Origin of the sequence: Pseudomonas taiwanensis DSM 21245 (assembly GCF_000425785.1) — a bacterium.
Classification (GTDB): Bacteria; Pseudomonadota; Gammaproteobacteria; order Pseudomonadales; family Pseudomonadaceae; genus Aquipseudomonas; species Aquipseudomonas taiwanensis.
This window is the reverse complement of record NZ_AUEC01000011.1, coordinates 188845-209093: the sequence shown is the minus strand read 5'-3', so window position 1 is coordinate 209093 and position 20249 is coordinate 188845. Positions and strand designations below refer to the sequence as shown.

Annotated in this window: 26 protein-coding genes; 8 read left to right on the top strand and 18 right to left on the bottom strand. The window is 63.5% G+C overall.

All coding sequences use genetic code 11. The features are described from left to right. Nucleotides 1–694: 694 nt before the first annotated feature. Nucleotides 695–970: a DUF2790 domain-containing protein gene (locus tag H620_RS0103860; protein ID WP_027906760.1), complete on the top strand. Its 276-nt coding sequence runs from the start codon at nucleotides 695–697 to the stop codon at nucleotides 968–970. Beyond that, nucleotides 960–1496 (top strand): thioredoxin family protein, encoded by a 537-nt coding sequence (locus tag H620_RS0103855; protein ID WP_027906759.1) that lies wholly within the window; start codon nucleotides 960–962, stop codon nucleotides 1494–1496. The genes H620_RS0103860 and H620_RS0103855 overlap by 11 nt, the downstream gene beginning before the upstream one ends. Nucleotides 1497–1585: 89 nt before the next feature. Here the strand turns inward: H620_RS0103855 and H620_RS0103850 are convergent, their stop codons facing one another. From H620_RS0103850 to H620_RS0103840, 3 genes are all read right to left on the bottom strand, one after another. After that, the gene (locus H620_RS0103850) at nucleotides 1586–2434 is read right to left on the bottom strand and encodes a shikimate dehydrogenase (protein WP_023381029.1); all 849 of its coding nucleotides are present in this window, start codon (nucleotides 2432–2434) and stop codon (nucleotides 1586–1588) included. After that, complete coding sequence (aroQ, locus tag H620_RS0103845) at nucleotides 2431–2880, bottom strand: type II 3-dehydroquinate dehydratase (protein WP_023381028.1); 450 nt, start codon at nucleotides 2878–2880, stop codon at nucleotides 2431–2433. The genes H620_RS0103850 and aroQ overlap by 4 nt, the downstream gene beginning before the upstream one ends. A gap of 135 nt (nucleotides 2881–3015) precedes the next feature. Next, nucleotides 3016–4581, bottom strand: coding sequence for a winged helix-turn-helix domain-containing tetratricopeptide repeat protein (locus H620_RS0103840; protein WP_023381027.1), 1566 nt, complete (start codon nucleotides 4579–4581; stop codon nucleotides 3016–3018). Nucleotides 4582–4823: 242 nt separating this feature from the next. Here H620_RS0103840 and H620_RS0103835 point away from each other — a divergent pair, with 242 nt between their 5' ends. Beyond that, the gene (locus tag H620_RS0103835; protein WP_023381026.1) at nucleotides 4824–5567 is read left to right on the top strand and encodes an SDR family oxidoreductase; all 744 of its coding nucleotides are present in this window, start codon (nucleotides 4824–4826) and stop codon (nucleotides 5565–5567) included. A 37-nt stretch (nucleotides 5568–5604) separates the two neighbouring features. After that, nucleotides 5605–6018 carry a cupin domain-containing protein gene (locus H620_RS0103830; RefSeq protein ID WP_023381025.1) on the top strand — a complete coding sequence of 138 codons (414 nt, stop codon included), beginning with the start codon at nucleotides 5605–5607 and terminating at the stop codon, nucleotides 6016–6018. 3 nt (nucleotides 6019–6021) lie between these two features. On the opposite strand, the gene H620_RS0103825 is transcribed toward H620_RS0103830, so the two are convergent. Beyond that, complete coding sequence (locus H620_RS0103825; protein WP_027906758.1) at nucleotides 6022–6525, bottom strand: CinA family protein; 504 nt, start codon at nucleotides 6523–6525, stop codon at nucleotides 6022–6024. Nucleotides 6526–6718: 193 nt separating this feature from the next. Here H620_RS0103825 and H620_RS0103820 point away from each other — a divergent pair, with 193 nt between their 5' ends. After that, on the top strand, nucleotides 6719–6952 hold the full coding sequence (locus H620_RS0103820) for a PLD nuclease N-terminal domain-containing protein (protein ID WP_023381023.1): 234 nt from the start codon (nucleotides 6719–6721) through the stop codon (nucleotides 6950–6952). A gap of 9 nt (nucleotides 6953–6961) precedes the next feature. After that, nucleotides 6962–7123 carry a hypothetical protein gene (locus H620_RS27140; RefSeq protein ID WP_167332792.1) on the top strand — a complete coding sequence of 54 codons (162 nt, stop codon included), beginning with the start codon at nucleotides 6962–6964 and terminating at the stop codon, nucleotides 7121–7123. 54 nt (nucleotides 7124–7177) lie between these two features. Here the strand turns inward: H620_RS27140 and H620_RS0103815 are convergent, their stop codons facing one another. From H620_RS0103815 to ligD, 9 genes are all read right to left on the bottom strand, one after another. Next, nucleotides 7178–8035, bottom strand: coding sequence for an SDR family oxidoreductase (locus tag H620_RS0103815; protein ID WP_027906757.1), 858 nt, complete (start codon nucleotides 8033–8035; stop codon nucleotides 7178–7180). 134 nt (nucleotides 8036–8169) lie between these two features. Further along, complete coding sequence (locus H620_RS0103810) at nucleotides 8170–8583, bottom strand: low affinity iron permease family protein (protein WP_027906756.1); 414 nt, start codon at nucleotides 8581–8583, stop codon at nucleotides 8170–8172. Between the two features lie 134 nt (nucleotides 8584–8717). Further along, nucleotides 8718–9053, bottom strand: a complete 336-nt coding sequence (locus tag H620_RS0103805) for a hypothetical protein (RefSeq protein WP_027906755.1) — start codon at nucleotides 9051–9053, stop codon at nucleotides 8718–8720. 173 nt (nucleotides 9054–9226) lie between these two features. Continuing rightward, nucleotides 9227–9886, bottom strand: coding sequence for a glycosyltransferase family 2 protein (locus H620_RS0103800; RefSeq protein WP_023381019.1), 660 nt, complete (start codon nucleotides 9884–9886; stop codon nucleotides 9227–9229). After that, on the bottom strand, nucleotides 9883–10482 hold the full coding sequence (locus H620_RS0103795) for a class I SAM-dependent methyltransferase (protein WP_023381018.1): 600 nt from the start codon (nucleotides 10480–10482) through the stop codon (nucleotides 9883–9885). Before H620_RS0103795 ends, H620_RS0103800 begins: the two co-directional genes overlap by 4 nt. A 9-nt stretch (nucleotides 10483–10491) precedes the next feature. Next, entirely contained in the window at nucleotides 10492–11247 is a 756-nt protein-coding gene (locus H620_RS0103790; protein ID WP_023381017.1) for a PIG-L deacetylase family protein, read from the bottom strand. Then, nucleotides 11244–12284 (bottom strand): acyl-CoA dehydrogenase family protein, encoded by a 1041-nt coding sequence (locus H620_RS0103785; RefSeq protein ID WP_027906754.1) that lies wholly within the window; start codon nucleotides 12282–12284, stop codon nucleotides 11244–11246. The genes H620_RS0103790 and H620_RS0103785 overlap by 4 nt, the downstream gene beginning before the upstream one ends. Beyond that, entirely contained in the window at nucleotides 12281–12529 is a 249-nt protein-coding gene (locus H620_RS0103780; RefSeq protein WP_023381015.1) for a hypothetical protein, read from the bottom strand. The genes H620_RS0103785 and H620_RS0103780 overlap by 4 nt, the downstream gene beginning before the upstream one ends. After that, nucleotides 12529–14997, bottom strand: coding sequence for a DNA ligase D (gene ligD / locus H620_RS0103775; protein ID WP_027906753.1), 2469 nt, complete (start codon nucleotides 14995–14997; stop codon nucleotides 12529–12531). Before ligD ends, H620_RS0103780 begins: the two co-directional genes overlap by 1 nt. Nucleotides 14998–15150: 153 nt before the next feature. Here ligD and H620_RS0103770 point away from each other — a divergent pair, with 153 nt between their 5' ends. Together H620_RS0103770 and H620_RS0103765 are read left to right on the top strand one after the other, a co-directional pair. Further along, on the top strand, nucleotides 15151–15612 hold the full coding sequence (locus H620_RS0103770; RefSeq protein ID WP_023381013.1) for a hypothetical protein: 462 nt from the start codon (nucleotides 15151–15153) through the stop codon (nucleotides 15610–15612). Next, a complete protein-coding gene (locus H620_RS0103765; RefSeq protein WP_023381012.1) occupies nucleotides 15612–15842 on the top strand; it encodes a metallothionein in 231 nt (76 codons plus the stop codon). The genes H620_RS0103770 and H620_RS0103765 overlap by 1 nt, the downstream gene beginning before the upstream one ends. A 49-nt stretch (nucleotides 15843–15891) precedes the next feature. On the opposite strand, the gene H620_RS0103760 is transcribed toward H620_RS0103765, so the two are convergent. The 5 genes from H620_RS0103760 to H620_RS0103740 are packed head-to-tail and all read right to left on the bottom strand — an operon-like array spanning nucleotide 15892 to nucleotide 20193. Beyond that, entirely contained in the window at nucleotides 15892–16320 is a 429-nt protein-coding gene (locus H620_RS0103760; protein ID WP_023381011.1) for a hypothetical protein, read from the bottom strand. A gap of 39 nt (nucleotides 16321–16359) precedes the next feature. Continuing rightward, nucleotides 16360–17307, bottom strand: a complete 948-nt coding sequence (locus tag H620_RS0103755; protein ID WP_027906752.1) for a lysylphosphatidylglycerol synthase domain-containing protein — start codon at nucleotides 17305–17307, stop codon at nucleotides 16360–16362. Then, entirely contained in the window at nucleotides 17304–18509 is a 1206-nt protein-coding gene (gene clsB / locus H620_RS0103750; protein ID WP_027906751.1) for a cardiolipin synthase ClsB, read from the bottom strand. Before clsB ends, H620_RS0103755 begins: the two co-directional genes overlap by 4 nt. Beyond that, nucleotides 18506–19279 (bottom strand): endonuclease/exonuclease/phosphatase family protein, encoded by a 774-nt coding sequence (locus H620_RS0103745; RefSeq protein WP_027906750.1) that lies wholly within the window; start codon nucleotides 19277–19279, stop codon nucleotides 18506–18508. Before H620_RS0103745 ends, clsB begins: the two co-directional genes overlap by 4 nt. Beyond that, complete coding sequence (locus H620_RS0103740; RefSeq protein ID WP_023381007.1) at nucleotides 19276–20193, bottom strand: DUF72 domain-containing protein; 918 nt, start codon at nucleotides 20191–20193, stop codon at nucleotides 19276–19278. The genes H620_RS0103745 and H620_RS0103740 overlap by 4 nt, the downstream gene beginning before the upstream one ends. Nucleotides 20194–20249 lie beyond the last annotated feature (56 nt).

Here is a 20249-nt window from a genome sequence, read left to right as displayed (position 1 = left end):
TGTTGTTGTTGTTGTTGTTGTTGTTGTTGTTGTTGTTGTTGTTGTTGTTGTTTTTCGGGTTTGGTATTTCATGCTCCGCTTTTGCTTTTAATGCGCGATATCCCAGACGCGGCAAATTGCGACGTCAGTAGGCCGAGCGTAGGGCTTGCGGAGGGAGGTGACGGGCATGGATGCCCGTCAAGCGCTGCGGCCCAGGAGGGGCCGTTCAGCGCGGTCCTCCCGGGAGCAAGCCCGTAGGCTCTGTACGAAAAGCCTTGATACTCGGTGATGCTGCGTTGAAAACAGCCTCGGAATGCTCATTTACAACCCGTAAACTCCGCTTCCTCGGCTGTTTTCGCCTTGCCTGACCTTCGTCTCAAGACGTTTCACACAGAGCCTAGGCATCGAAGTCGATGACGCATTGGAGATGGCAGAGCAGACGAGGGTCTTTCTCAAAATGCATACGTGACGTCCTGATGCCATTGTATCCGTTTGTACAAGATTGGCGCCCATCTCGGGTGCTGGATTATTCCTTAACATCATGTATTTAAAGGATTTTATCTGATTTTTCAATGCGTCACTGTACCGGACTCAGATACAGGAAGAGGCATATAGCAACGTGCAACGACACATCCAGGATACCTGGCAGCGGTGAAATGGCTCTCGACCGGGGAGCAACACTCCCCACACCTGAACGTTGCACAGGAGAGATGCCATGAACTTCAAGACCTTCGCCAGCGCCAGCCTGTTCGCCGTGCTGAGCCTCGGCACTATCGCCGCCCAGGCCGCCACGGCACCGATGAGCGATGCCGGTGTCATGCAGTACCGCTACGGCGACACGCTCGATATCAAGAAAGTGCTGTCGGTACAGGACGACCAGGGCAATGCCTGCGGCCTGGTGAACACCCGCATGGACTACCTCGATTCGAAAGGTCAGCAGCAGAGCGTGCAGTACCGTACGTACGCTACCGGCGGTTGCCATGAGAATTGATCGGCGCCACTGGCTGAAGATAGGCGGTGTGGCCCTGGCCTTGGTAGGCCTGGGCCTAGCCGCGAAGCCCTGGACCCATGACGATCTTGGGGCCATGCCGTCGCTGGCCGGTGCCAACCAGTGGCTCAACTCGCCACCGCTGGACGCCTCGGCGCTCAAGGGCAAGGTGGTGCTAGTGGATTTCTGGACCTGGGACTGCATCAACTGCCAGCGCAGCTTGCCGCATGTGAACGAATGGGCGCGCCAGTACGCCGACCAGGGGCTGGTCGTGGTGGGCGTACATACCCCGGAATACGACTACGAGCATGATGTGGGGACGCTCAAGTCGAAGGTTGCCAGCCTTGGTATCGAGTATCCGGTTGCGGTGGATAACGACTACAAGGTCTGGAATGCCTGGGGCAATCAGTTCTGGCCCGCCCATTATTTCGTCGATCGCAAGGGGCAGGTGCGGCATGTGCACTTTGGCGAGGGTGATTATGACGGTCAGGCGCGGGTGATCAGGGCGTTGCTGGATGAGAAGGGCTGATGGCAATGTGTCGGCTTTCATCGCCGGCAGCCGGCACCTACCGGGTTGGTGCGGGTGCCGGCTTGCCGACGATGAAGGGGGCGGCCGATTCAGCTGAAGCTGGCGAAATGCGCTTGCATCCGTCCCGCATCGGCCTGGCGCCCGGTGAACAGCTCAAAGGCCTTCACCGCCTGGAACACGGCCATGTTGCTGCCATCGAGCGTACGGCAGCCCAGCGCCCGTGCTGCGCGCAGCAGTTCGGTCTCCAGCGGGAAGTAAATGATTTCCGCCACCCACAGCCGCTCATGCAGTAGCTCTACAGGCAGTGGGGTGCCCGGCAACTTGGCCATGCCCACGGGCGTGGTATTCACCAGGCCATCGGCCTCGGCCAGCGCGCTAGCCAAGTCCGTACCTACCACCGCACGGCCCGCGCCGAAGTGCGCGTTGAGGTTGTCCACCAGCGCTTGTGCGCGGGCAGCATCGACCTCGAACAGCACCAGTCGCTCGACCCCTTCACCCAGCAGGGCATGGGCCACCGCCGATCCTGCACCACCGGCACCCATCTGCACCACCTGGCGTCGTGAGACGTCGGGCAACCCACGGCGCAGACCTTCGGCGAAGCCCAGGCAGTCGGTGTTGTGTCCCACCCGCTTGCCGTCCTTAAGCACCACGGTATTGACCGCGCCGATGCCGCGCGCTTCATCCGACAGCTCATCGAGCAGTGGCAGAATCGCCTGCTTGAACGGGTAGGTGATATTGAGGCCGGTGAAGCCTGTGAGTTGCGCCGCCTCAAGCAATTGCGCCAGCGCACTGTCCTGAACGTCCAGCTGGTCGGCGTCGATCAGGCGATACAGGTAACGCAGGGCTTGGGCATCACCTTCGTGCTCGTGCAGGGCAGGGGTGCGCGACAGTTGAATACCACGGCCGATCAGTCCGGCAAGGATGGCTTGCTGATTCATGCTGCCTGCTCCTGCAACAGTTCCGCGAAGTGACTCAGGGCCAGGCGATAGCCCTGGCTGCCAAGGCCACAGATCACACCGACGGCGATGGACGAGACGAATGAAATATGGCGGAACGGTTCGCGCTTGTGGACATTCGACAGGTGCACCTCGATTACCGGCAATTCGCTGGCGACCAAGGCGTCGCGGATAGCCACCGAGGTGTGGGTCCAGGCGCCTGGATTGATCAGAATGCCGTTGCAGCGGCCACGGGCGGCATGAATCCAGTCGATCAGCTCACCTTCATGGTTGGTTTGGCGAAACTCCAGGTCCAGGCCCAGTTCCTGGGCGCTGTCAGCACAACCCTGGGCGAGGTCGGCGAGGGTTTCACGACCGTATTGGGCAGGTTCACGGGTGCCCAGCATGTTCAGGTTGGGGCCGTTGAGTACCAGGATGAGGGGCTTCATAGCAGCATCACTTTGTTGTTTTTGGATGTGCTTATGTTTGTACCAGGTGGTTAATTACGTCAATTCGAAGCGCTGCCCCGCGTGGAAAAGTGTGCGATTATCGAACCCCAAACGCGCGATGCCCTGATCGGGCGATCATTCTGGCAGCCCGGCGAGCCTCAGGCCCTCGGCAAACAGTGCCAAGTCCTCGTCGCGATGAATTGGCATCCACTGGCGCAACGCCGAAACCCGCAACCCAGGGTCCTGTTCGCGTAAGCGCAGCATGGCTTTGTACGCGCTGTCCATGCGCCCGCTGAGCGCATGGCTGGCGGCCAGCAGGGCCACCGCCGCAAGCAGGCTGGGCAGATTCCCCAGTGCCTTCTCCGCCCACTCCACCGCCTCGTCAAAGCGCCCGGCAAAGAAATGCGCCAACGACATGCCCACCTCCATGCGGAACATTTCGGGGTCCAGCGGGCTCAGCCGTGCCGCGTGGTTGAGGTTGTCGATGGCGGTCTGCGTCTCACCCCGCAGTACCCGCAGCATCCCGCCCAGGAACCAGGCAGGCGCCAGGTTGGGATTGAGCAGGCGCGCCCGATCGAGCAGGGCGATGCCACCGTCCAGGTCACCTGCCAGGTGCCCGAGGGCATGCCCACCGCGGGTGAGCGCCACGGCATCGTCGCGGCCAAGCTCCACGGCCAGGCGTGCCAGGCGCGCACCCTCGGCGATTTCCTGGGTACGATCACCCATCCAGCCGTTGAGCTTGCGCCAGAAGTAGCACCAGGCTGCCATGCCATAGGCCGAGGCGAAATCAGGGTCCCGTTCGATGGCCTGGTAGAACAAGGGCAGCGCCTGGTCGACGGCCTCGCGGGTGCCGTTGTGCAGCTTCGCCGTGCCGCGAAGGTAGTAATCGTAGGCGCACAGGCTGTCGGTCGGCTTGCGTTTGGCACGCTCGATCTCGGCCCGTTCCAGCTGTGGGGCGATAGCGCCCACCACGCTTTCAGCCATCTGGTCCTGCAGCTCGAACAGGTCGTCTAGCCGTCCCTCGAAACGCTCGGCCCACAGGTGCTCGCCGGTGGTGGCGTCGATCAGCTGGCCCGTGATGCGCAGCCGTTTGTCAGCCTTGCGCACGCTGCCTTCGAGCACGTAGCGCACGCCCAGGGCCTGGCCGACCTGTTGCACGTCGACACGCTGGCCCTTGAAGGTGAAGCTTGAGTTGCGGGCGATGACGAACAGCCAGCGGATGCGCGACAGGGCGGCGATGATGTCCTCGACCATGCCATCGGCGAAGTAGTCCTGTTCGGGGTCGCCGCTGAGGTTCTGGAACGGCAGCACCGTGATCGAGGGTTTCTCGGGGAGGCTGGGCCCGACAGGGGCGCTCACAGGCCCGGTGGGAACAGGCGCTTCGGTGCTGCAGGCTTCGCGGACCCGGGCCACGAAGCGGTAGCCCTTGCGCGGCACGGTGCGCAGCAGACGTTGTTCCTCACCGGTATCGCCGATGGCTTTGCGCACGGCATTGATATGGCTAGTGATGGTCGACTCGGAGACGATCTTGCCGTTCCACACGCGGGCCAGCAATTCATCGCGGCCCAGCACCCGGTCGCGGTGGCTGACCAGTTGCAGCAGCAGGTCGAACACCTGCGGGCCGATGGTCACGGCCTGTCCGCGCTGGGTCAGCTCCCGACGCTGCTCGTCGAGCACATAGTCGTCAAACTCGAATGGCACGTGATGTCCTCGCGCGCGCCCTAGGCTCGGTGTCCGAGGCGACTGTTCATGGGGGTTGTTCGATGATACGGCAGCGCATCGCCGGCTGCACATGCTTGGGCGCGGTTTGAACGGTTTGGACGCAAATTCAAGCGTGCCTGGAGGCAAATCCAGCCTGCCAGCAAGGCTTTTGCCGCGGCGACGGCACACACTGCATGCCTGACGACGGCAAAGGTTGCGGTCGAGCACGCAGAGAGAGCGCCATGAAAATCGTGGTCATCGGAGGCACCGGTCTCATTGGTTCCAAGCTTGTCAACGGCCTGCGCGAGCGAGGCCATCAGGCCGTCGCCGCAGCACCGAGCACAGGGGTGAACAGCATCACCCGCGAGGGGCTGGCCGAAGCGATGAACGGGGCGGATGTGGTGGTGGATGTCGCCAACGCGCCGTCCTGGGAGGACCAGGCCGTACTCGCGTTCTTCGAGACGTCCACCCGTAACCTGTTGGCCGCCGAGAAGGCGGCAGGGGTCGGACACCATGTCGCGCTGTCGATCGTGGGCAGCGAGCGGTTGCCGGAAAACGGCTATTTCCGTGCCAAGGTCGCTCAAGAGGCGCTGATCGAGCAGTCTGGGGTGCCCTACACCGTGGTGCGCGCCACCCAGTTTTTCGAGTTCGTCGAAGGCATTGCCCAGTCGGGAGCGGTGGGTGAGGAGATTCGCCTGTCACCGGCACTGTTCCAACCCATGGCGGCGGACGATGTGGTTGAGGCGCTCACCGACGTCGCGCTGGCGGCGCCAGCCAATGGCACGCTGGAGATCGCCGGTCCCCAAGCCACTCCGCTGGATGAGTTGGTACGCCGTTTCCTGCGGCTCAAAGGCGATGCGCGCAAGGTGGTGGCGGACGTCCACGCACGCTACTTCGGCGCCGAACTCGATGACAAGTCGCTGACCCCTGGCAAGGGGGCGCGGCTTGGCAAGACACGCTTTGAAGACTGGCTGGCGCGCCAGTGAACCCATGCAACCCCTACCGAACAGAAGGAGCTTCGCCATGTTCAGTCGCACTCTCCTGGTCGCCGCGTTCACCGCGCTGACCCTCACCCCGGTACTGGCCGCCGAACGGCCGGTCAGTAAAGTCACCGTGGTCTTTGACCACCCACTGCCGAACGTGCCGGGCAAGAGCATGCGCGGGGTGATCGTCGATTATGCCCCGGGCGCCGCGTCCCCAGCCCACCGACACCCGAAATCCGCGTTCATCTATGCAACGGTGCTCGAAGGTGAAGTACGCAGCAGTGTGAATGGTGAACCAGCCAAGGTCTACAAACCCGGTGAAAACTGGTACGAGGCGCCAGGGGCGTTTCATGGTGTCAGCGCCAACGCCAGCGACAGCAAGCCCGCCAAGCTGATGGCCGTGTTCGTGCTCGACAGCAGCGAGACAGTGTTGGTGACGCCGAGCGAGAAGTAAGCCTCAGGCGCGCTCGCCGCGAAGCCAGCGCTGGTGGTAGTGCGCGAGCCGGGTCAGCCCGAATAGCGCGCCTTGCTGCATGACCTCGGAGCGATCTCCGAAGAACCGCTGGGTTCGTGTGAAAACAGCCACGGGTTCCCCGGCGAATGCCCAGGCAAAGCACAGGGTGCCTGGCGCAACACCGTCCTGTGGCTCGGGCCCGGCCACGCCAGTGGTGGCGATGACCACATTGGCGTCGCTGTCGCGCAGGGCGCCCAGGGCCATTTCCCATGCCACTGCCTCACTGGTGAGGCCGTATCGTTCGATGGTCCTGGGGGCGACGCCGAGCAAGCGTTTCTTGGCAGTCGGGGAATAGACCACATACCCGCTTTCGAGTACTTCTACGGTGCCGGGCGCTGCCGCTAACAAGGCCACCATGCAACCCGCCGTGCAGGACTCAGCTGTGGTCAGGATCAACCGATGATCCTTGAGATAGCCGAGCGTGGCCAATACAGGTTCGGTTTCCATCAGGGGATCGACTCGTCTGTTGTTGTGCGGTGGACGCCATCCAGGGCTATTTGGTTCAGCGTTCGTTGGCCCCGATCATCCCTTGCATACGGATCGGCCTGAACTTGTTGCCACTGGCGGCTTCCTCTGTGTAATAGGCAGCAATCGCTGCACAGCGATGCGGCCAGTTGCGCACAAAGAAGGAGAGCGCGCCATGAATGCCCCTGTGACTTACTTCTGGATTGCCGTCGCCGTGATCATCCTGCTGGTCGACCTCTGGGCAATCGTGAGTGTTTTTCGTAGCGACAAGTCAGATACGACCAAGGTGGTGTGGTCCTTGATTCTCGTGGCGCTGCCGATAGTCGGGCTCGCCCTCTGGGGCGTGGCCGGGCCGCGCGGAATCAAGCGCGGCACCGGACCAACGTCCCCCGAACACAGCAAGGGATAGGAGTGCAGCATGAGCAAGGCAGACCCGTCGCAAAACACTGACACCCAGCAAAACCCCAAAGGCGAGCAGGAGAGGGATAACGACGCACTACGTCCAGACGGCTCGACGGGTACCTCCCACGACTCCACCGCTCAGAAAGCCGCGCGTGGACAGGGTCGACCCAAACGCTGAAATGGGCCCTGTGGTTGGGTGGCAAGGCTCGCCGCAAAGGCGAGCCTGCGTTTCTCACAGGATCGGTTTACCCCCGGTGACAGCATAGCGCGACCCGCTGATGTAGCTGGCTTCATCCGAGCCAAGCAGCACGTAGATTGGTGCGACCTCGACAGGCTGACCTGGCCGCCCCATGGGATAGCCAGAACCGAAGTTCCTGACAGCTTCGTCCGGCATTGTGGCCGGGATCAGGGGCGTCCATATCGGGCCTGGGGCTACGCTGTTGACGCGAATCCCACGCTTGGCGAGTAGCTGCGCCAACCCAGCCGTGAAGTTGGCAATGGCACCCTTGGTGGTGGCATAGGGCAGTAGTTTTGGCGAGGGGTCGTCGGAGTTGACCGAGCTGGTATTGATGATCGAGCTGCCCTCGGGCATGGAAGGCAAGGCCGCCTGGCAAATTCGGAAGATGGCGGTGATGTTGGTGTCGAAGGTCTTCACCCACTCGTCATCGTCGATTTCTTCGAAGGTCTCGTGGGACATCTGGAACGCCGCGTTATTGACCAAGATATCGATTCGACCGAACTGCTTGACGGTCTTCTCGACGATGTCACGGCAAGTTTGCTTTTGGGACAGGTCTCCCGGCAGCAGCAGACATTGTCGACCGGCGTTCTCCACCCAGCGCGCGGTTTCCTTGGCGTCTTCGTGTTCGTCGAGATACGCGAGGGCAACGTCGGCGCCTTCGCGGGCATAGGCGATGGCCACAGCCCGGCCAATACCGCTATCGGCTCCGGTGATCAACGCCACCTTCCCGCTCAGTCTATCGTGACCGGTATAGGACTGCTCGCCACAGTCGGGATACGGGTCCATTTTTCGTTGCGAACCTGGCACGTTTTGCGGTTGGGAGGGAAAGGGGGGAGTAGGGTAGGGGTGCATGGTAAAAACTCCTGCGGTTGAGAAGGCTCATACCTGTTCGAAACACCGGCCCGCGGCGCGTTGGCTCCGATGTGCAGTCGACTCGACGAGTGGTACTCCCCCGGCCGCCGGCTACAGCGCGACGGCGCCTGGGATCAGCGCTGCGCGTCGTCGCCAGCTGCATCCCGGGGTGGCGCCTCAGGGCTGTCTGTTTCGTTTTCACCCTGGCAGCCCATGGCCTGGTAAGCTTCGCGCAGCTTGTGGATCTGCCGGTTGTCCAGGTCCTCGAGGTCCAGCACCGAGCGTTGAGCCGATTTCGTGGCGCGGATGAGCTCGTCGAGCTTCACATGAATGATGTCGTTGTCGCGGTTTTGGGTGTTCTGGATAAGAAAGACCATCAGGAAGGTAATGATCGTCGTCGACGTATTGACGATCAGTTGCCAGGTATCGTTGTAGTGAAACCATGGTCCGGTTGCAGCCCACAGGGCGATCAGCAATAGAGCGGTGAAGAAGGTGCTCGGTTTACCGGCATGGTGGGAAAGCCATTGGCAGAACTGCGCGAATTTCATGGTGTTGACTCCACGAGGATCTACAGAATCTGACCTCCGTGGGAGCGCTGAGTCTTATTTTTCGGACTGTGCGGCGATGGCATGTCATGCGTAGGCCCAGAGCCAAGGCGATCCTTCGCCTCGGCCTACGTGGTTTAGCGGTTGTCGTCGGTCATGCCGCTGTCTTCGTCCTGGACGGTTTGTGAGTTGTCGTCCATGTCCTGGGGACGGCGATTGTCGGATTGGGTGTCGGCCCCATGCCCACCTTTTGCGCCTTGCTGATTCGCACCGCTCGCACGCTCAAGGTCGCCACGCTGTTTGTCCTCCCACGATCCCTGGCCGCCCTGCTGCCGCTCCTCAGGCCTGCCTCCGGTCGTTTGGCCACCTTTTTGTCCTGCCTCGGACGTGCGGCCAGGGTCGTTGGCGCGGCTGCCCTGGGCGTTCTGGGAGGTACCACCTTGCTGTCCACTTCTATCTTGTTCGTTAGCCATGGTCTTGAACCTCGTTTGTTCACACAGAAAAGACTGTGTTTACGTGTGAGATCAGGCAGCAGGTGATTGCTCCACTCACTTTCGAACGAGCAGACAGGGTGCACGAAATACCCAGCGCTCAATGGGTTGCGTCGTAAAAGCCGGGGTCTTGCGCAGACCCTGGCGCGCCGTCATCACAGCTGACGTTCCAAGCGAGTGAGGTAGTCGGCGAAGCCGCCCTTCGCCCGGCCATCCCGCCGGCTGCTGGTCGCCACGCTGTGTTCTGCGGTCCAGACGATCTGCGCGCCACTGGCTTCCAGCGCCAGCACCAACTGCACATCCTCATGGGCCGGTAGCGGTTGGAAACCGCCGACGTGCTGATAGGCCTCGGTACACACGCCGAGGTTGGCTCCGTGAATATGCCGATGACCCTCCAGGGCCTGGTAGCCGCTACGGTACAGCTCGCGCAGCGCGTGACTGTGCCAGGGGTGCCAGCGCTCGATGTGCACCGTGCCGCAGACCACATCGGCATGCCATTGCAGTTGCGACACCAGCCAGTGCTCCGGAACGCGGCTGTCGGCATCGGTGAATGCCAGCCAGCGGGCGCCCCGGGCGATCATCCGCGCCGCGCCCGCTCGCCGGGCAATGCCGACATTACCGGCTTGCAGTGCAAGGGTTTGCACGCCATGGCGGTGGGCGATAAGCGCACTGGTGTCGCTGCAGCGGTCCAGCACCACCAGCACCTCGACGGCAAGTCCAGCCGCTTCAGCGCGTGCAGCCGCAGCCTTGATCGCCCTTAGGCAGCGTCCCAGGCGCCGGGCCTCGTTGTGGGCGGGTACAATGACGGCGATCATTGGCAGCGCTCTTGCAGGTCCACCACGCTGGGCTGGCATGACCAGTATTCGAGCAGAAAGTCCGCCTCTTCGTGGCGCACCAGGGGGTAGAGCGGTAGGTGACGGGCCAGCAGGGCGTGTACCTCGCGACCATCTTGCGGACAACCGGCGATAGGATGGCGCCAGTGGCAGGCGAGCAACCCCCCCTCGTTGGCAAGGCTCGCCACCGATTGTTCGATCACTTGCAGCCAGTCGGTCGGGTCTAGGTAGTAGCCGATCTCGCTCAGTACCACCAGGTCGAATGTCCCGCCTGGCCAGTCGCCCGGCAAGTGCCCCTGTTCGACCAGGGCGTGGGGTGCGCCCGTCAGGCGATGGCGAGCCAGGGATACGGCGGTGCTGTCGATGTCCTGGCACAGCAGGCTGGCGCAGCGTTCGGCCAACAGCACGCTGAGCTCGCCGTTGGCGCAGGCCGGTTCGAAGATGCGCGCGTAGCACTGGCGAGGCAGGCAGGCCATCACCAGGTCACGCTTGCGGCGCTCGTACCAGCGGGTGCGGAAGGCCCATGGGTCATCGCTGGCGGCATACAACTCGGCGAAGTACTGCGCGTCGAGGCTCATGGCGACTCCTTATAGGAAAAGCAGTTCGAAGGGTTGCAGTAGGCATGTCTGCAAAGGCGCTGGCAGCACTGGAGGACGATCGCCATCGGGCTGCAGTTGGCTGGCGTGCGCGGCCAAGGCCTCCCGCTTGCGTGCCAGGCGTGCTTCGTCCACCTGCAGGCGATGCGCCCGAGGCCAGGGCAGGCGAGGGTCGTCAGGCTCGGCCCAGTGCCAGGCCCACACCGGCGCTTCGGCCAGTTGTGCCCGGCGCGACAGGGCCGCCCGCGCACCGGCGCGGCCAGCGGCCTCATGGTCGCAGTGGCCGTCGCCGCGCCAGGTGGTCAGCAACAGGTCGTCGGGTTCCAGAAGCTGCTCCAGGTGGTTGACCAGGAAGGCTTCATCGCGCGGCAGGGCTCCGTCCTTGAGGTTGAGCCGTCGCCAGTCAAGGCGGGTGAGGTCCAGGTCCAGGTGCTGCAAGGCATGTCGACTCTCCAGCGGGCGCTGGTGACGCAAGCGGTGCTCGGTCCAGTACGCGGAATCGCGGTGGCTGCCCTCACCATTGGTGGCGGATATCAGCACCAGCTCGTTTTCGCGCCCGCGAAAGCTCGCCAGCAGCCCGCCCGCCATGAGGATTTCGTCGTCTGGATGCGGCGCCAGCAGCACCAGGCGCCGGCCAGGAGGGCACAGCTGCTCGGGCGTCAGCCAGCTCGCGCGTGCCAGGTGCGCGGAATGCTGCCATTCACTCCACGGCGTGCCGGAGGCTGCCTGAATCAAGTTTTCGCTCATAAGTGCCATGCTCCTGGCGGAAGGTGGGTCACTTGCCGGCCCAATTCGCCCAAGTCTCGTTCGGCGTGGCTTTGACGCAGGTAGACCGGGAGGTCCGCGCTGAGCCGGGCGAAGTGGCTGCTATGACAGAACGGCGTAGCGCCCAGTGCCCGGCCAACGTGGTGAATGACCTGTTCGACCGCCTGCTCGACCTGGGCGCGGGTACGGCGCACCTCGACGCTGGCGTCGGCCTGGGGGTGCCTGTCTATCCAGGCCGCGCATTCGCGAAGCGCGGCGCGGGCCCCCTGCAAGGCGGCATCGACCGCTCCCAGGTGAGCGTCGGCGTGCGGATCGGGCCGAGGCTTGCGGCACTGTTCGCGCAGGTACTCGGCCAGCGCCTCGGCCGCACCGTACCAACAGGCCGCGATGCCTGCGCCGCCGTGCCAGAAGCCCGGTCGCGACAGGTATTGACCCGGCAAGCCGACGGCCAGCCCCGGCGAGTCGTCGAATGTGACGGTGACACTGGCGGTATGGGCCATGCCCACGGCTTGCCAGTGATCGGCCTGAACCTGCTGGCTGGGGTGCGCCATCTCGATGACGACCAGCTGTGGCTGGTCGTGTGCCCAGGCGGTGATCAGCGCACGGTCGATTTGCAGCGCGCCCGAACACCAGGCCTTGCGGCCTTGCAGGCGTACCTGATCGCCAGTGCGCTGGACGATGTGGGTCCGGGCATTCGGCGGTTCGGCCGCCCAAACGCCCCAGATGCCCATTTGCGTAAGCTGCGCCGCGCCACATTCGGCAAGGATCGCCAGGGCATCGGTATGGCCTTCGTAGAGTTTCGCCAGACCTAGATCGCAAGCCGCCACCCGCGCCAGGGCTTGCCAGCGTTGCAGGGTCTTGCCTTGGCCTGGGAGCGGCAGCAAGTCCAGGTGGTCGGCCTGCAAGGCATGCAACAGCGCTGGCAGCGAGCCTGCCAGGTCGATAGGGCGCGGTCGTGCGCCGAAGCGCTGCAGCAGCCGGTCGAGATGGCCTGGGTCGAAATCCGGGTCGAGACTCATGGGCTGCTCCCTCCTTGCACATTCTTCTTCCACCCCCGCAGGTTCATGGCGCACAGACAGAACTGCAGGACGATCAATGCCCAGGCTTGCACCTGCCAGCCCCATGCCACCCAGAGCACGTTGCTGCCAATGAAGCAGCAGAATCCCATGCGTCGCCGACGGGGTTGGCGCGAGCCGATGCACCAGGCCGCTGCGAGCGTGAGCAGCATCGCCGGCCATTGCAGCAGGTCGATCAGCCCCCCCATCAAGCGAGCCCCAGTTGCTTGCACATGCGTGCGGTGATCGACTGCCGGGTCTTGCTCATCTCGGCCCACGGGTCGTCCACCTGCGCCAGCCGTTCGTGCAGGTTGCCGATGTTCCATTGGTTGGCCCCCTTGAGCTGCGTCAATTCCTCGCGCCAGATCGGTACCGACACCGGCAGGCCTTCGCGCGCGCGCAGCGAATAGGCGGCCACGGTGGTGGCGCCTTTGCCGTTGCGCAGGTAGTCGATGAAGATCTTACCCACCCTGTTTTTGGGCCCGGACACGGCGCTGAGCCGATCCGGGAAGAGGTTCGCCATGTGTTCGACGATAGCGTGACTGAACTCCTTCACGTGCTCCCATCCGGCTCTGCGGGTCAGCGGCACGACCAGGTGCATGCCCTTGCCGCCACTGGTCTTGAGGAACGTCTTCAGGCCCAACTCATCGAGCAGGGTGAGGGTCAGCTGGGTGGCCTCGAGCATGGCTTTCCACGGCAGTGCCGGGTCAGGGTCCAGGTCCAGGACGAAGCGGTCGGGGCGGTCGAAGTCCTTGTCGGTGGCGTTCCAGGTGTGAAGTTCCAGCATGTTCATCTGCACCGCTCCCAGCAGGCTGTCGGCGCGGTTGAGCACCATCGCCGCCTGGCCGGCTTCGGCCTTGCTGTAGCTGACGACATGGGGAATGTGCAACTGACCGGCGTTCTTCTGAAAGAACAATTCACCGTCAAGACCGTCCGGTGCGCGAACTAGCGCCACGGGACGGTCCTTGAGTTGTGGCAGCAGCCAGTCGGCGACCTGTGCGTAGTACTGCGCGATCTGGCGTTTGGTGGTGCCGCTGGTCGGGTCGATGACACGTTCGGGGTGGGTGAGGCGTAATTTGCCCAGCCCGTTCGGCTGAGCCGTCGTTGCGGTCTTGGCGGGCACGGCGCGCTCCAGGTCGATGGCGGTTGCAGGCTTGTCGTCGCGCAGGCCGTGGAATACCGAGTGGCGCACGATGCCGCTGCGGGTCATCTGGGCGTAGGCGACCTCGGCCAGCAGGCGCGGTTTTAGCCAGTGCACGCCGCGGGCATCGGCCCCGGTCGGCGGCTTGGGCAAGGGTGGCGTGGCGGTCTGAAGTGGTTTCAGACGGTCGCGGATGCTCGCCAGGGTGGCGGCGCTGAAACCGGTGCCTACCTTGCCGGCGTAGCGCAACTGGCCGCTGTCTTTGTCGTGCAGGGCCAGCAGCAGGGCGCCGAAGCCGTGACGGCTGCCTTTGGGATCGGTGTAGCCAACGATCACGAATTCCTGGCGCTGCTTGCACTTGAGCTTGATCCAGTCGCTGCTGCGCCGGTTCATGTAGACGCTGTCGGCACGTTTGCCGATCAGGCCTTCCAGTCCGAGCCGGCAGGCGCTGGCGAGCAGTGAGTCGACCGGTTGGTTGAAGTCCACGGAAAACTTAAGCGTGTCCGATGTGTTGTGCTCAAGCAGTTTGGCCAGGGTTGCCCGGCGGTCTTGCACGGGCAGTTCACGCAGGTCCTTGCCGCTCAGGTACAGCAAGTCGAACAGGTAATAGGTGATGTTGTCGTCGTGTTCGGTGTCGAAGGCGTTCTGCAGGGCCTGGAAGTCGGTGCCGCCGTTCTCGTCGACCACTACCATCTCGCCATCCAGCCAGGCCGAATCGAGCCCGAGCGCCTTGAGTGCCTCGACCTGGCGCGATAGCTTGGCGCTCCAGTCGTGACCATTGCGGGTGAACAGGCGCACATCGTCTGCGTCGATGCGGGCCAGGATGCGGTAGCCATCGAACTTCACTTCATAGTGCCAGTCGCCGCTGGGAGGCGAATCGACCAGGGTGGCCAACTGGGGTTGAAGCTTGTCCAGCAGGGCGCTGGGTTTGGCCTTGCGCCTGGGCTTGGCGGGTCTGGCGTTGGTCGGGCGCCGCGGCAGCAGGGTACGGTCGCTGAGCACGCTGTCCGGCAGGGCCTCGACGATGCTGTAATCGGCTTCGCTGCGGGCCTGGTCGTCATGGGACTTGACCAGCATCCACTGCTCTTTCTTGCCGGCCAGATGGGTGCGGAACAGGTTCCAGGCACCCGACAGCTTCTCGCCTTGCAGGGCAAAGCGCAGCTTGCCTTTGGCATAGGCTTCGCGCGGGTCGCCCTCGGGCTCCCAGATGCCCCGATCCCAGACGATCACGTCCCCGGCACCGTAGTGTCCCTCGGGGATGTGGCCTTCGAAATTGGCGTAGTCCAGCGGGTGATCCTCCACATGCACAGCCAGGCGCCGGACCTTGGGGTCGAGTGAGGGACCCTTGGGGATCGCCCAGCTTTTCAAGGTGCCATCGAGTTCCAGGCGAAAGTCATAATGCAGGTGGCTGGCGTCATGCTTCTGAATGCAGTACTGCAGCCCATGGGCGGGGCGTGCGCGTGCGCGCTTGCCAGCCGGCTCGGGGGTGGCGTTGAAGTCGCGCTTGCGCTGGTACTCCTGCAGGGGCTTGGCCATGGCGGGCTCCGAAACGATTCGCGGGTCTCTAGAGTGGGAGAGGGCGCAGGAACGGGGAGTTCCAAAAAAAGCGAGGCGCGCACAGCCAGAAACTCTGAATCATTTACCCATGAGGGTAGTCGACCGAATGAAGCCCACAGACGGAGAACCCTCATGGCTACACCCGATGACCCAAGACCTCAGGTCGAAATAGACGACACCGAAGACCGTATGGGCAGTGTCCATGAACTGGATTTCAGCGAGCGCCGCGATGAGCGCAGGGGTCGCATCGGCGACGAGCGTCCGGCGCGGGAGGTGCACGAGGACTATCCGCCCCGGCGCGTCGCCGAAAGCGGCATGACCGGTGGCGAAGCCCTCAGTGACAGCCTGCACGAGGACAATGTCACCCTCGATGACCTGAGCCCCGATACGCTGCTGGACGAAACTGGCGCCCGCGATCCCCATGAGCCGGGGACGGGGGGCGGCCCGGCGGACAAGACCTTGCGTCAGGTCCAGGCCCATGAAATTGGCGGTGGCATTGGTTTGGACGAGGCTGAACTGGCGCGCTCGGCACCCTTGGACGGCGAGCCGTGGACCGATGAAGTCACACCTGAAGACGACCGGAGAGCGCCCTGATGAACGAGCAACGCTGTTCCTGCAACCCTTGTTCCTGCACCGTCGACGCCAATGCCGTGGTCCAGGATGGCAAGGCCTACTGCTGTGAAGCGTGCGCGACGGGTCACCGTAACGGTGAGCCTTGCCGCGTGGCCGAATGCAAATGTGGCGAAGCCACCCAGCCCAAGGAAAGCAGCGTCGATAACGCCCTGGATGAAACCTTCCCGGCGAGCGACCCGATCTCACCTTGAGGCGCGGCGCGGGGCAAGCCGTGTACCGGTTCGCCCCGCCCTGATCACCTCAGTGAGTCTGCCAGATACCATTGTTGCGCTCGCAGTCACTGCGCGCCTGGCCAAGGCTTGGGGTGTCGTAGTAGTAGGTGATGATCCGCGCATCCTTCGGCACCTGCGGGCGGGTCGAGGGTTCATCGCGCCCCGCGGCGTCCGGGTTGGCCAAGGTCTCCTGAGTCAGCGGCGCGATGCAACTGCCAACGCTGCCGTCGCTGCAGCGCTCGACCTTGCGCTTCTGGCTGTTGAGCATTTCCTTGCTTTCATTGCTGCAAGACCAGGCAATCGCTTCGGAAGGCATGTTGCCGAAGGTGTAGCAGGTACGTTGTTGCACCGGTTTGACCGCTTCGCTGGAAGACCGGGTGACCACCTCGCAGCCTTCGGCCAGCGCATCTCCGCTGGCCAGGGCGCCCAGCAGTGCCACACACAATAAGCATCGCATGATGTACCTCCCGGGCCAGACGGCCCATCGACGCTTGCCTCAGGCCTGCCCGGCCTGCTGGCGCAGGGTCCTGGCGCGCTTTTCCAGGATCAGGTAGGTGATCACCGCCAGCACCAGCGGTATCAGGTAGTACAACGTCCGATAGCCCAGCAGGGCGGCTACCAGCGTGCCTTGGCCGAGTTGACCGTGCAGCAGGGCAAGGAACACCGCCTCCAATACCCCTAGCCCGGCCGGAATATGCGCAACCACGCCGGCCAGGCAACTGATCAGCAATACACCCAGTACCGAGGGGTAGAACAGCTCAGGTGGCAGCAACAGATGAATCAGCGCCGCCATCAGGGCCCAGTTGCTGGCGCCGAGCACCAGTTGGCACACCGCCAGGCGCAGGCTCGGCAAGGCGATCTCATGCCCTCGCAGGTGCCACGTCCGGCGCTTGGCGAAGGCGCAGGCAAGCAGATAGACCACCGCGATCGCTACCATGAGCACGCCCACCAGGCGCAGGCCGAGGGTACCCAGTGCCCAGCTTTCAGGCAGTTTGACCAGGCTCAAGGCGAACACCGTGCCGGCCAGCAGCATATAGCCCATCCAATTGGTGAGCAGGCCCAGGGTCAGTATGCGCGTGATGGTCGCCGTATCCAGTCCCAATCGACTGTACAGGCGGTAGCGCAGGGCCACACCGCCAACCCAGGTGGTGAAGTTGAGGTTGAACGCATAGCAGACGAACGCCACTGGCAGTACCTGTCGGGCTGGCAAGGGGTGGCCGGTGTAGGCACGGGCCAGCAGGTCGTAGCTGGCGAACACCAGGTAGCTGCACAGTGCCAGTAGCAGGCCAAGGGCCAGGGTCGAGGGCCGGTAGGCCAGCAGTGACTGGCGAACTTCGGACCAGTCCAGGTTGCGCGCCAGGGTGAACAGCAGTACCGGGATCAGCACCACGAACAGCAGCGTCAACAGACGCTTGCCCCAGGTCTTCCAACGTTGCCCGCTCATCCGGTTTTGCCTCCGCGGTAATCCACCGGCGCCGTGAGGTCCACTTGCACGGACTGCAGGCGCTGGCGGTGTGCCGGGAACCAACCGGCGATGCGCGGGAAGTAGCGAGTGATATGGAAGCCGAGGAAAATCAGCGGCGCACGCCACCAGTAGCCGCGTACCATCCGTTCGAGGGTCACGGTCTTGCAATGCTTGCTGGCCAGTTCGCTCAGGTGCTCGTGCAAGCCATGGTTGAACGCACGATCGCGGATCAGCAGGTTGGCTTCGAGATTGAACGACAGGCTCAGCGGGTCAAGGTTGCTGGAACCGACGGTGGACCAGTGGTCATCCACCAAGGCCACCTTGCCATGCAGAGGCCGCTGGCAGTACTCGCGGATGCGCACATTGTCGCGCAACAAGTAGTTGTAGAGCAGGCGCGATAGGCTACGAACCCAGCGCATGTCCGGTTGGCCCTGAAGAATCAGGGTGACGTCAACGCCGCGCCGTGCGGCGTTGCGCAGTTCGCGCAGCAGGCGATAGCCGGGGAAGAAGTAGGCATTGGCAACGATGATGCGGTGCTTGGCCTCGCGAAAGGCCTGCAGGTAGCACACCTCGATATCGTTGCGGTGGTGACGGTTGTCGCGTTCCACCAGCAAGGCACTGGCGGTGCCGGCAGGGGGGCTGGCCGAGGGCAACTGGCTGATGCTTTCGAGCACGGGCGCAAGCAACCGGCAACTGGATGCATGCACCTGCGCCACCACCGGGCCTGCGACCTCCACGGCATAGTCCTGCTTGGCTTGCGGCCCGAAGTCGCCCAGGTGGTCGGCGCTGTAGTTGATGCCGCCGAGGAAGGCGCGCTGACCGTCGATGACCACCACCTTGCGGTGCAGGCGGCGGAACAGGTTGGTACGCATGCCGGCCAGCTTGGGCTGGGGATCGAACGCATGGAAGCGCACCCCGGCCTCGGTCATGGAGGAAATGAAGTCATCGGGCAGGTCGGCGGTGCCATAGCCGTCCACCGCCACCTCGACCCGCACGCCTCGTCGGGCCGCGTCGATCAGCGCCTGACGCAGGGACTGGCCGACCTTGTCGTCGAAGATGATGAAGGTTTCCAGCAGGATCTCGTGCCGTGCCTGGGCCATGGCCTCGAACACCCGAGGGTAATATTGCTCGCCGTTGATCAGCAGTTCGACGTGGTTGCCGTCGCTCCAAGTGTGTTTCACAGGGTCACCTCCGCTACCAGGGGGGCATGGTCGGAAAGATGCGACCAAGGGTATCGGGACAGCACCCGCGCTTCGCTGGCCTTGGCATTGCGCAGGTAGATGCGATCCAGGCGCAGCAGCGGCAGGCGGGCAGGGAAGCTGCGCGCCGGTTTGCCAAAAGCTTCGGCCAGGTGCCTGGACAGCAGTGCATCGGCCCTCAGTCGCCAGTCGTTGAAGTCACCGGCGACGATGACCGGCTCGTCCGCTGGCAGGCTGTCGAGCAACCCCAGGAGCAGGCCGACCTGGCGCTGACGGTGCTCCTCGCGCAAACCCAGGTGCACGCAGATGGCGTGCATTCGCTCATGGCCGGGCACTTCCAGTTGGCAATGCAGCAGGCCGCGCTGCTCGTTGCCGTGGATCGACACGTCGAGATTGTCGTAGGCGCGGATCGGAAACTTCGACAGCAGGGCATTGCCATGGTCGCCATGGGGATAGACCGCATTTCGACCGTAGGCGAACTCAGGCCACATGCTGTCGGCGAGAAATTCGTACTGGGGTTCCTGCGGCCAGGTTGGATGGCGCTCGGCATGCCACTGATGGCTGCCATGCACTTCTTGCAGGAACACGAGGTCGGCACCGGTAGCGCGCACGGCTTCGCGAAGCTCAGGGAGGATGAAGCGGCGGTTGAACAGGGTGAAGCCTTTATGCACGTTCAGGGTGAGCACTGTCAGGCGATGCACCGCGCTCGCCTCGTCGATCACGCAGCTTGCGGTAGGTAGGGTCCGGTTCATGACTGCACCTGCGGTTCGACGCCAGGCTCGGTCACAAGCTCACCGTCCAGGCCGAGTTTACCCAGCAGGCGGCGCGCATCGTACGGGGCATGCACCTTCTGGTCGTTGTCGAAATAGCAGTACACATCGCGAGAGGCGCGTCTGGCCGGTGCGCGCTGCATCACCAGCTCGGCATCATCTGGCTGGCTACCGGCAGCCCAGGCCTCGATACGCAAGCGCCAACGGCGCAGGGCTTTGGCGGTGTAGCCACTGCTGTAGAGTTCGACATCGCCGTGCAGGCGCAGGTAGACGAAGTCGGCGGTGACATCCTCGACGTACGGCCATTTGCCGGCGCTGTCGGCCACTACCAGGGCCACCTTGTGTCGACGCAGCAGGTTGATGAAGGTGTCGCACAGGAAGCTTGGGTGACGGATTTCCACGGCATGACGGAGCCGGGCATTGCCGCCAATGGCGGTACCGCCATTGTCCTTGAGGCGCGCGGCAGCTTGCCCTGCGCATTCGCGGGCAGCCTTGCGATCACGGGGCAACTTGCCGAGGAAGTCGCTGAAACGCTGGGCGTCGAATTTCAGCGTGGCGGGAAACTGCCACAGGAATGGGCCCAGTTTGTCGCCCAGCAACAACGGGCCGGACGCGAAGAAGTTGGCAAGCGCCTCGTCGATGTCGCGCAGCCTGCGCACATGGGTGATGTAGCGCGGCGCCTTGACCGAGAACACGAACCCGTCCGGTGTCTGGTCACGCCAATGGCAATAGCGTTCCGGTGTCTGCAACGCATAGAACGAGCCATTGATCTCGATGCTGTTGACCGCCCGCGAGGCGAACGCCAGTTCATCGTCCTGGCGCAGCCCCTTGGGGTAGAAGTCCTTGCGCCATGGACCATAGCGCCATCCGGAAATACCAATGCGAATCTCGCTCACGCCAGCTCCCCTGCATTCGTGGACTCACCTCTAGCGACCCGTGGTGGGGTGCAAGG

Bases quoted from the DNA above. Each gene is read 5' to 3' on its own strand.
- H620_RS0103860 (WP_027906760.1), top strand. From the start codon at position 695: ATGAACTTCAAGACCTTCGCCAGCGCCAGCCTGTTCGCCGTGCTGAGC.
- H620_RS0103855 (WP_027906759.1), top strand. From the start codon at position 960: ATGAGAATTGATCGGCGCCACTGGCTGAAGATAGGCGGTGTGGCCCTG.
- H620_RS0103850 (WP_023381029.1), bottom strand. From the start codon at position 2,434: ATGAATCAGCAAGCCATCCTTGCCGGACTGATCGGCCGTGGTATTCAA.
- aroQ (WP_023381028.1), bottom strand. From the start codon at position 2,880: ATGAAGCCCCTCATCCTGGTACTCAACGGCCCCAACCTGAACATGCTG.
- H620_RS0103835 (WP_023381026.1), top strand. From the start codon at position 4,824: ATGAAAATCGTGGTCATCGGAGGCACCGGTCTCATTGGTTCCAAGCTT.
- H620_RS0103830 (WP_023381025.1), top strand. From the start codon at position 5,605: ATGTTCAGTCGCACTCTCCTGGTCGCCGCGTTCACCGCGCTGACCCTC.
- H620_RS0103825 (WP_027906758.1), bottom strand. From the start codon at position 6,525: ATGGAAACCGAACCTGTATTGGCCACGCTCGGCTATCTCAAGGATCAT.
- H620_RS0103820 (WP_023381023.1), top strand. From the start codon at position 6,719: ATGAATGCCCCTGTGACTTACTTCTGGATTGCCGTCGCCGTGATCATC.
- H620_RS27140 (WP_167332792.1), top strand. From the start codon at position 6,962: ATGAGCAAGGCAGACCCGTCGCAAAACACTGACACCCAGCAAAACCCC.
- H620_RS0103815 (WP_027906757.1), bottom strand. From the start codon at position 8,035: ATGCACCCCTACCCTACTCCCCCCTTTCCCTCCCAACCGCAAAACGTG.
- H620_RS0103810 (WP_027906756.1), bottom strand. From the start codon at position 8,583: ATGAAATTCGCGCAGTTCTGCCAATGGCTTTCCCACCATGCCGGTAAA.
- H620_RS0103805 (WP_027906755.1), bottom strand. From the start codon at position 9,053: ATGGCTAACGAACAAGATAGAAGTGGACAGCAAGGTGGTACCTCCCAG.
- H620_RS0103800 (WP_023381019.1), bottom strand. From the start codon at position 9,886: ATGATCGCCGTCATTGTACCCGCCCACAACGAGGCCCGGCGCCTGGGA.
- H620_RS0103795 (WP_023381018.1), bottom strand. From the start codon at position 10,482: ATGAGCCTCGACGCGCAGTACTTCGCCGAGTTGTATGCCGCCAGCGAT.
- H620_RS0103790 (WP_023381017.1), bottom strand. From the start codon at position 11,247: ATGAGCGAAAACTTGATTCAGGCAGCCTCCGGCACGCCGTGGAGTGAA.
- H620_RS0103785 (WP_027906754.1), bottom strand. From the start codon at position 12,284: ATGAGTCTCGACCCGGATTTCGACCCAGGCCATCTCGACCGGCTGCTG.
- H620_RS0103780 (WP_023381015.1), bottom strand. From the start codon at position 12,529: ATGGGGGGGCTGATCGACCTGCTGCAATGGCCGGCGATGCTGCTCACG.
- ligD (WP_027906753.1), bottom strand. From the start codon at position 14,997: ATGGCCAAGCCCCTGCAGGAGTACCAGCGCAAGCGCGACTTCAACGCC.
- H620_RS0103770 (WP_023381013.1), top strand. From the start codon at position 15,151: ATGGCTACACCCGATGACCCAAGACCTCAGGTCGAAATAGACGACACC.
- H620_RS0103765 (WP_023381012.1), top strand. From the start codon at position 15,612: ATGAACGAGCAACGCTGTTCCTGCAACCCTTGTTCCTGCACCGTCGAC.
- H620_RS0103760 (WP_023381011.1), bottom strand. From the start codon at position 16,320: ATGCGATGCTTATTGTGTGTGGCACTGCTGGGCGCCCTGGCCAGCGGA.
- H620_RS0103755 (WP_027906752.1), bottom strand. From the start codon at position 17,307: ATGAGCGGGCAACGTTGGAAGACCTGGGGCAAGCGTCTGTTGACGCTG.
- H620_RS0103745 (WP_027906750.1), bottom strand. From the start codon at position 19,279: ATGAACCGGACCCTACCTACCGCAAGCTGCGTGATCGACGAGGCGAGC.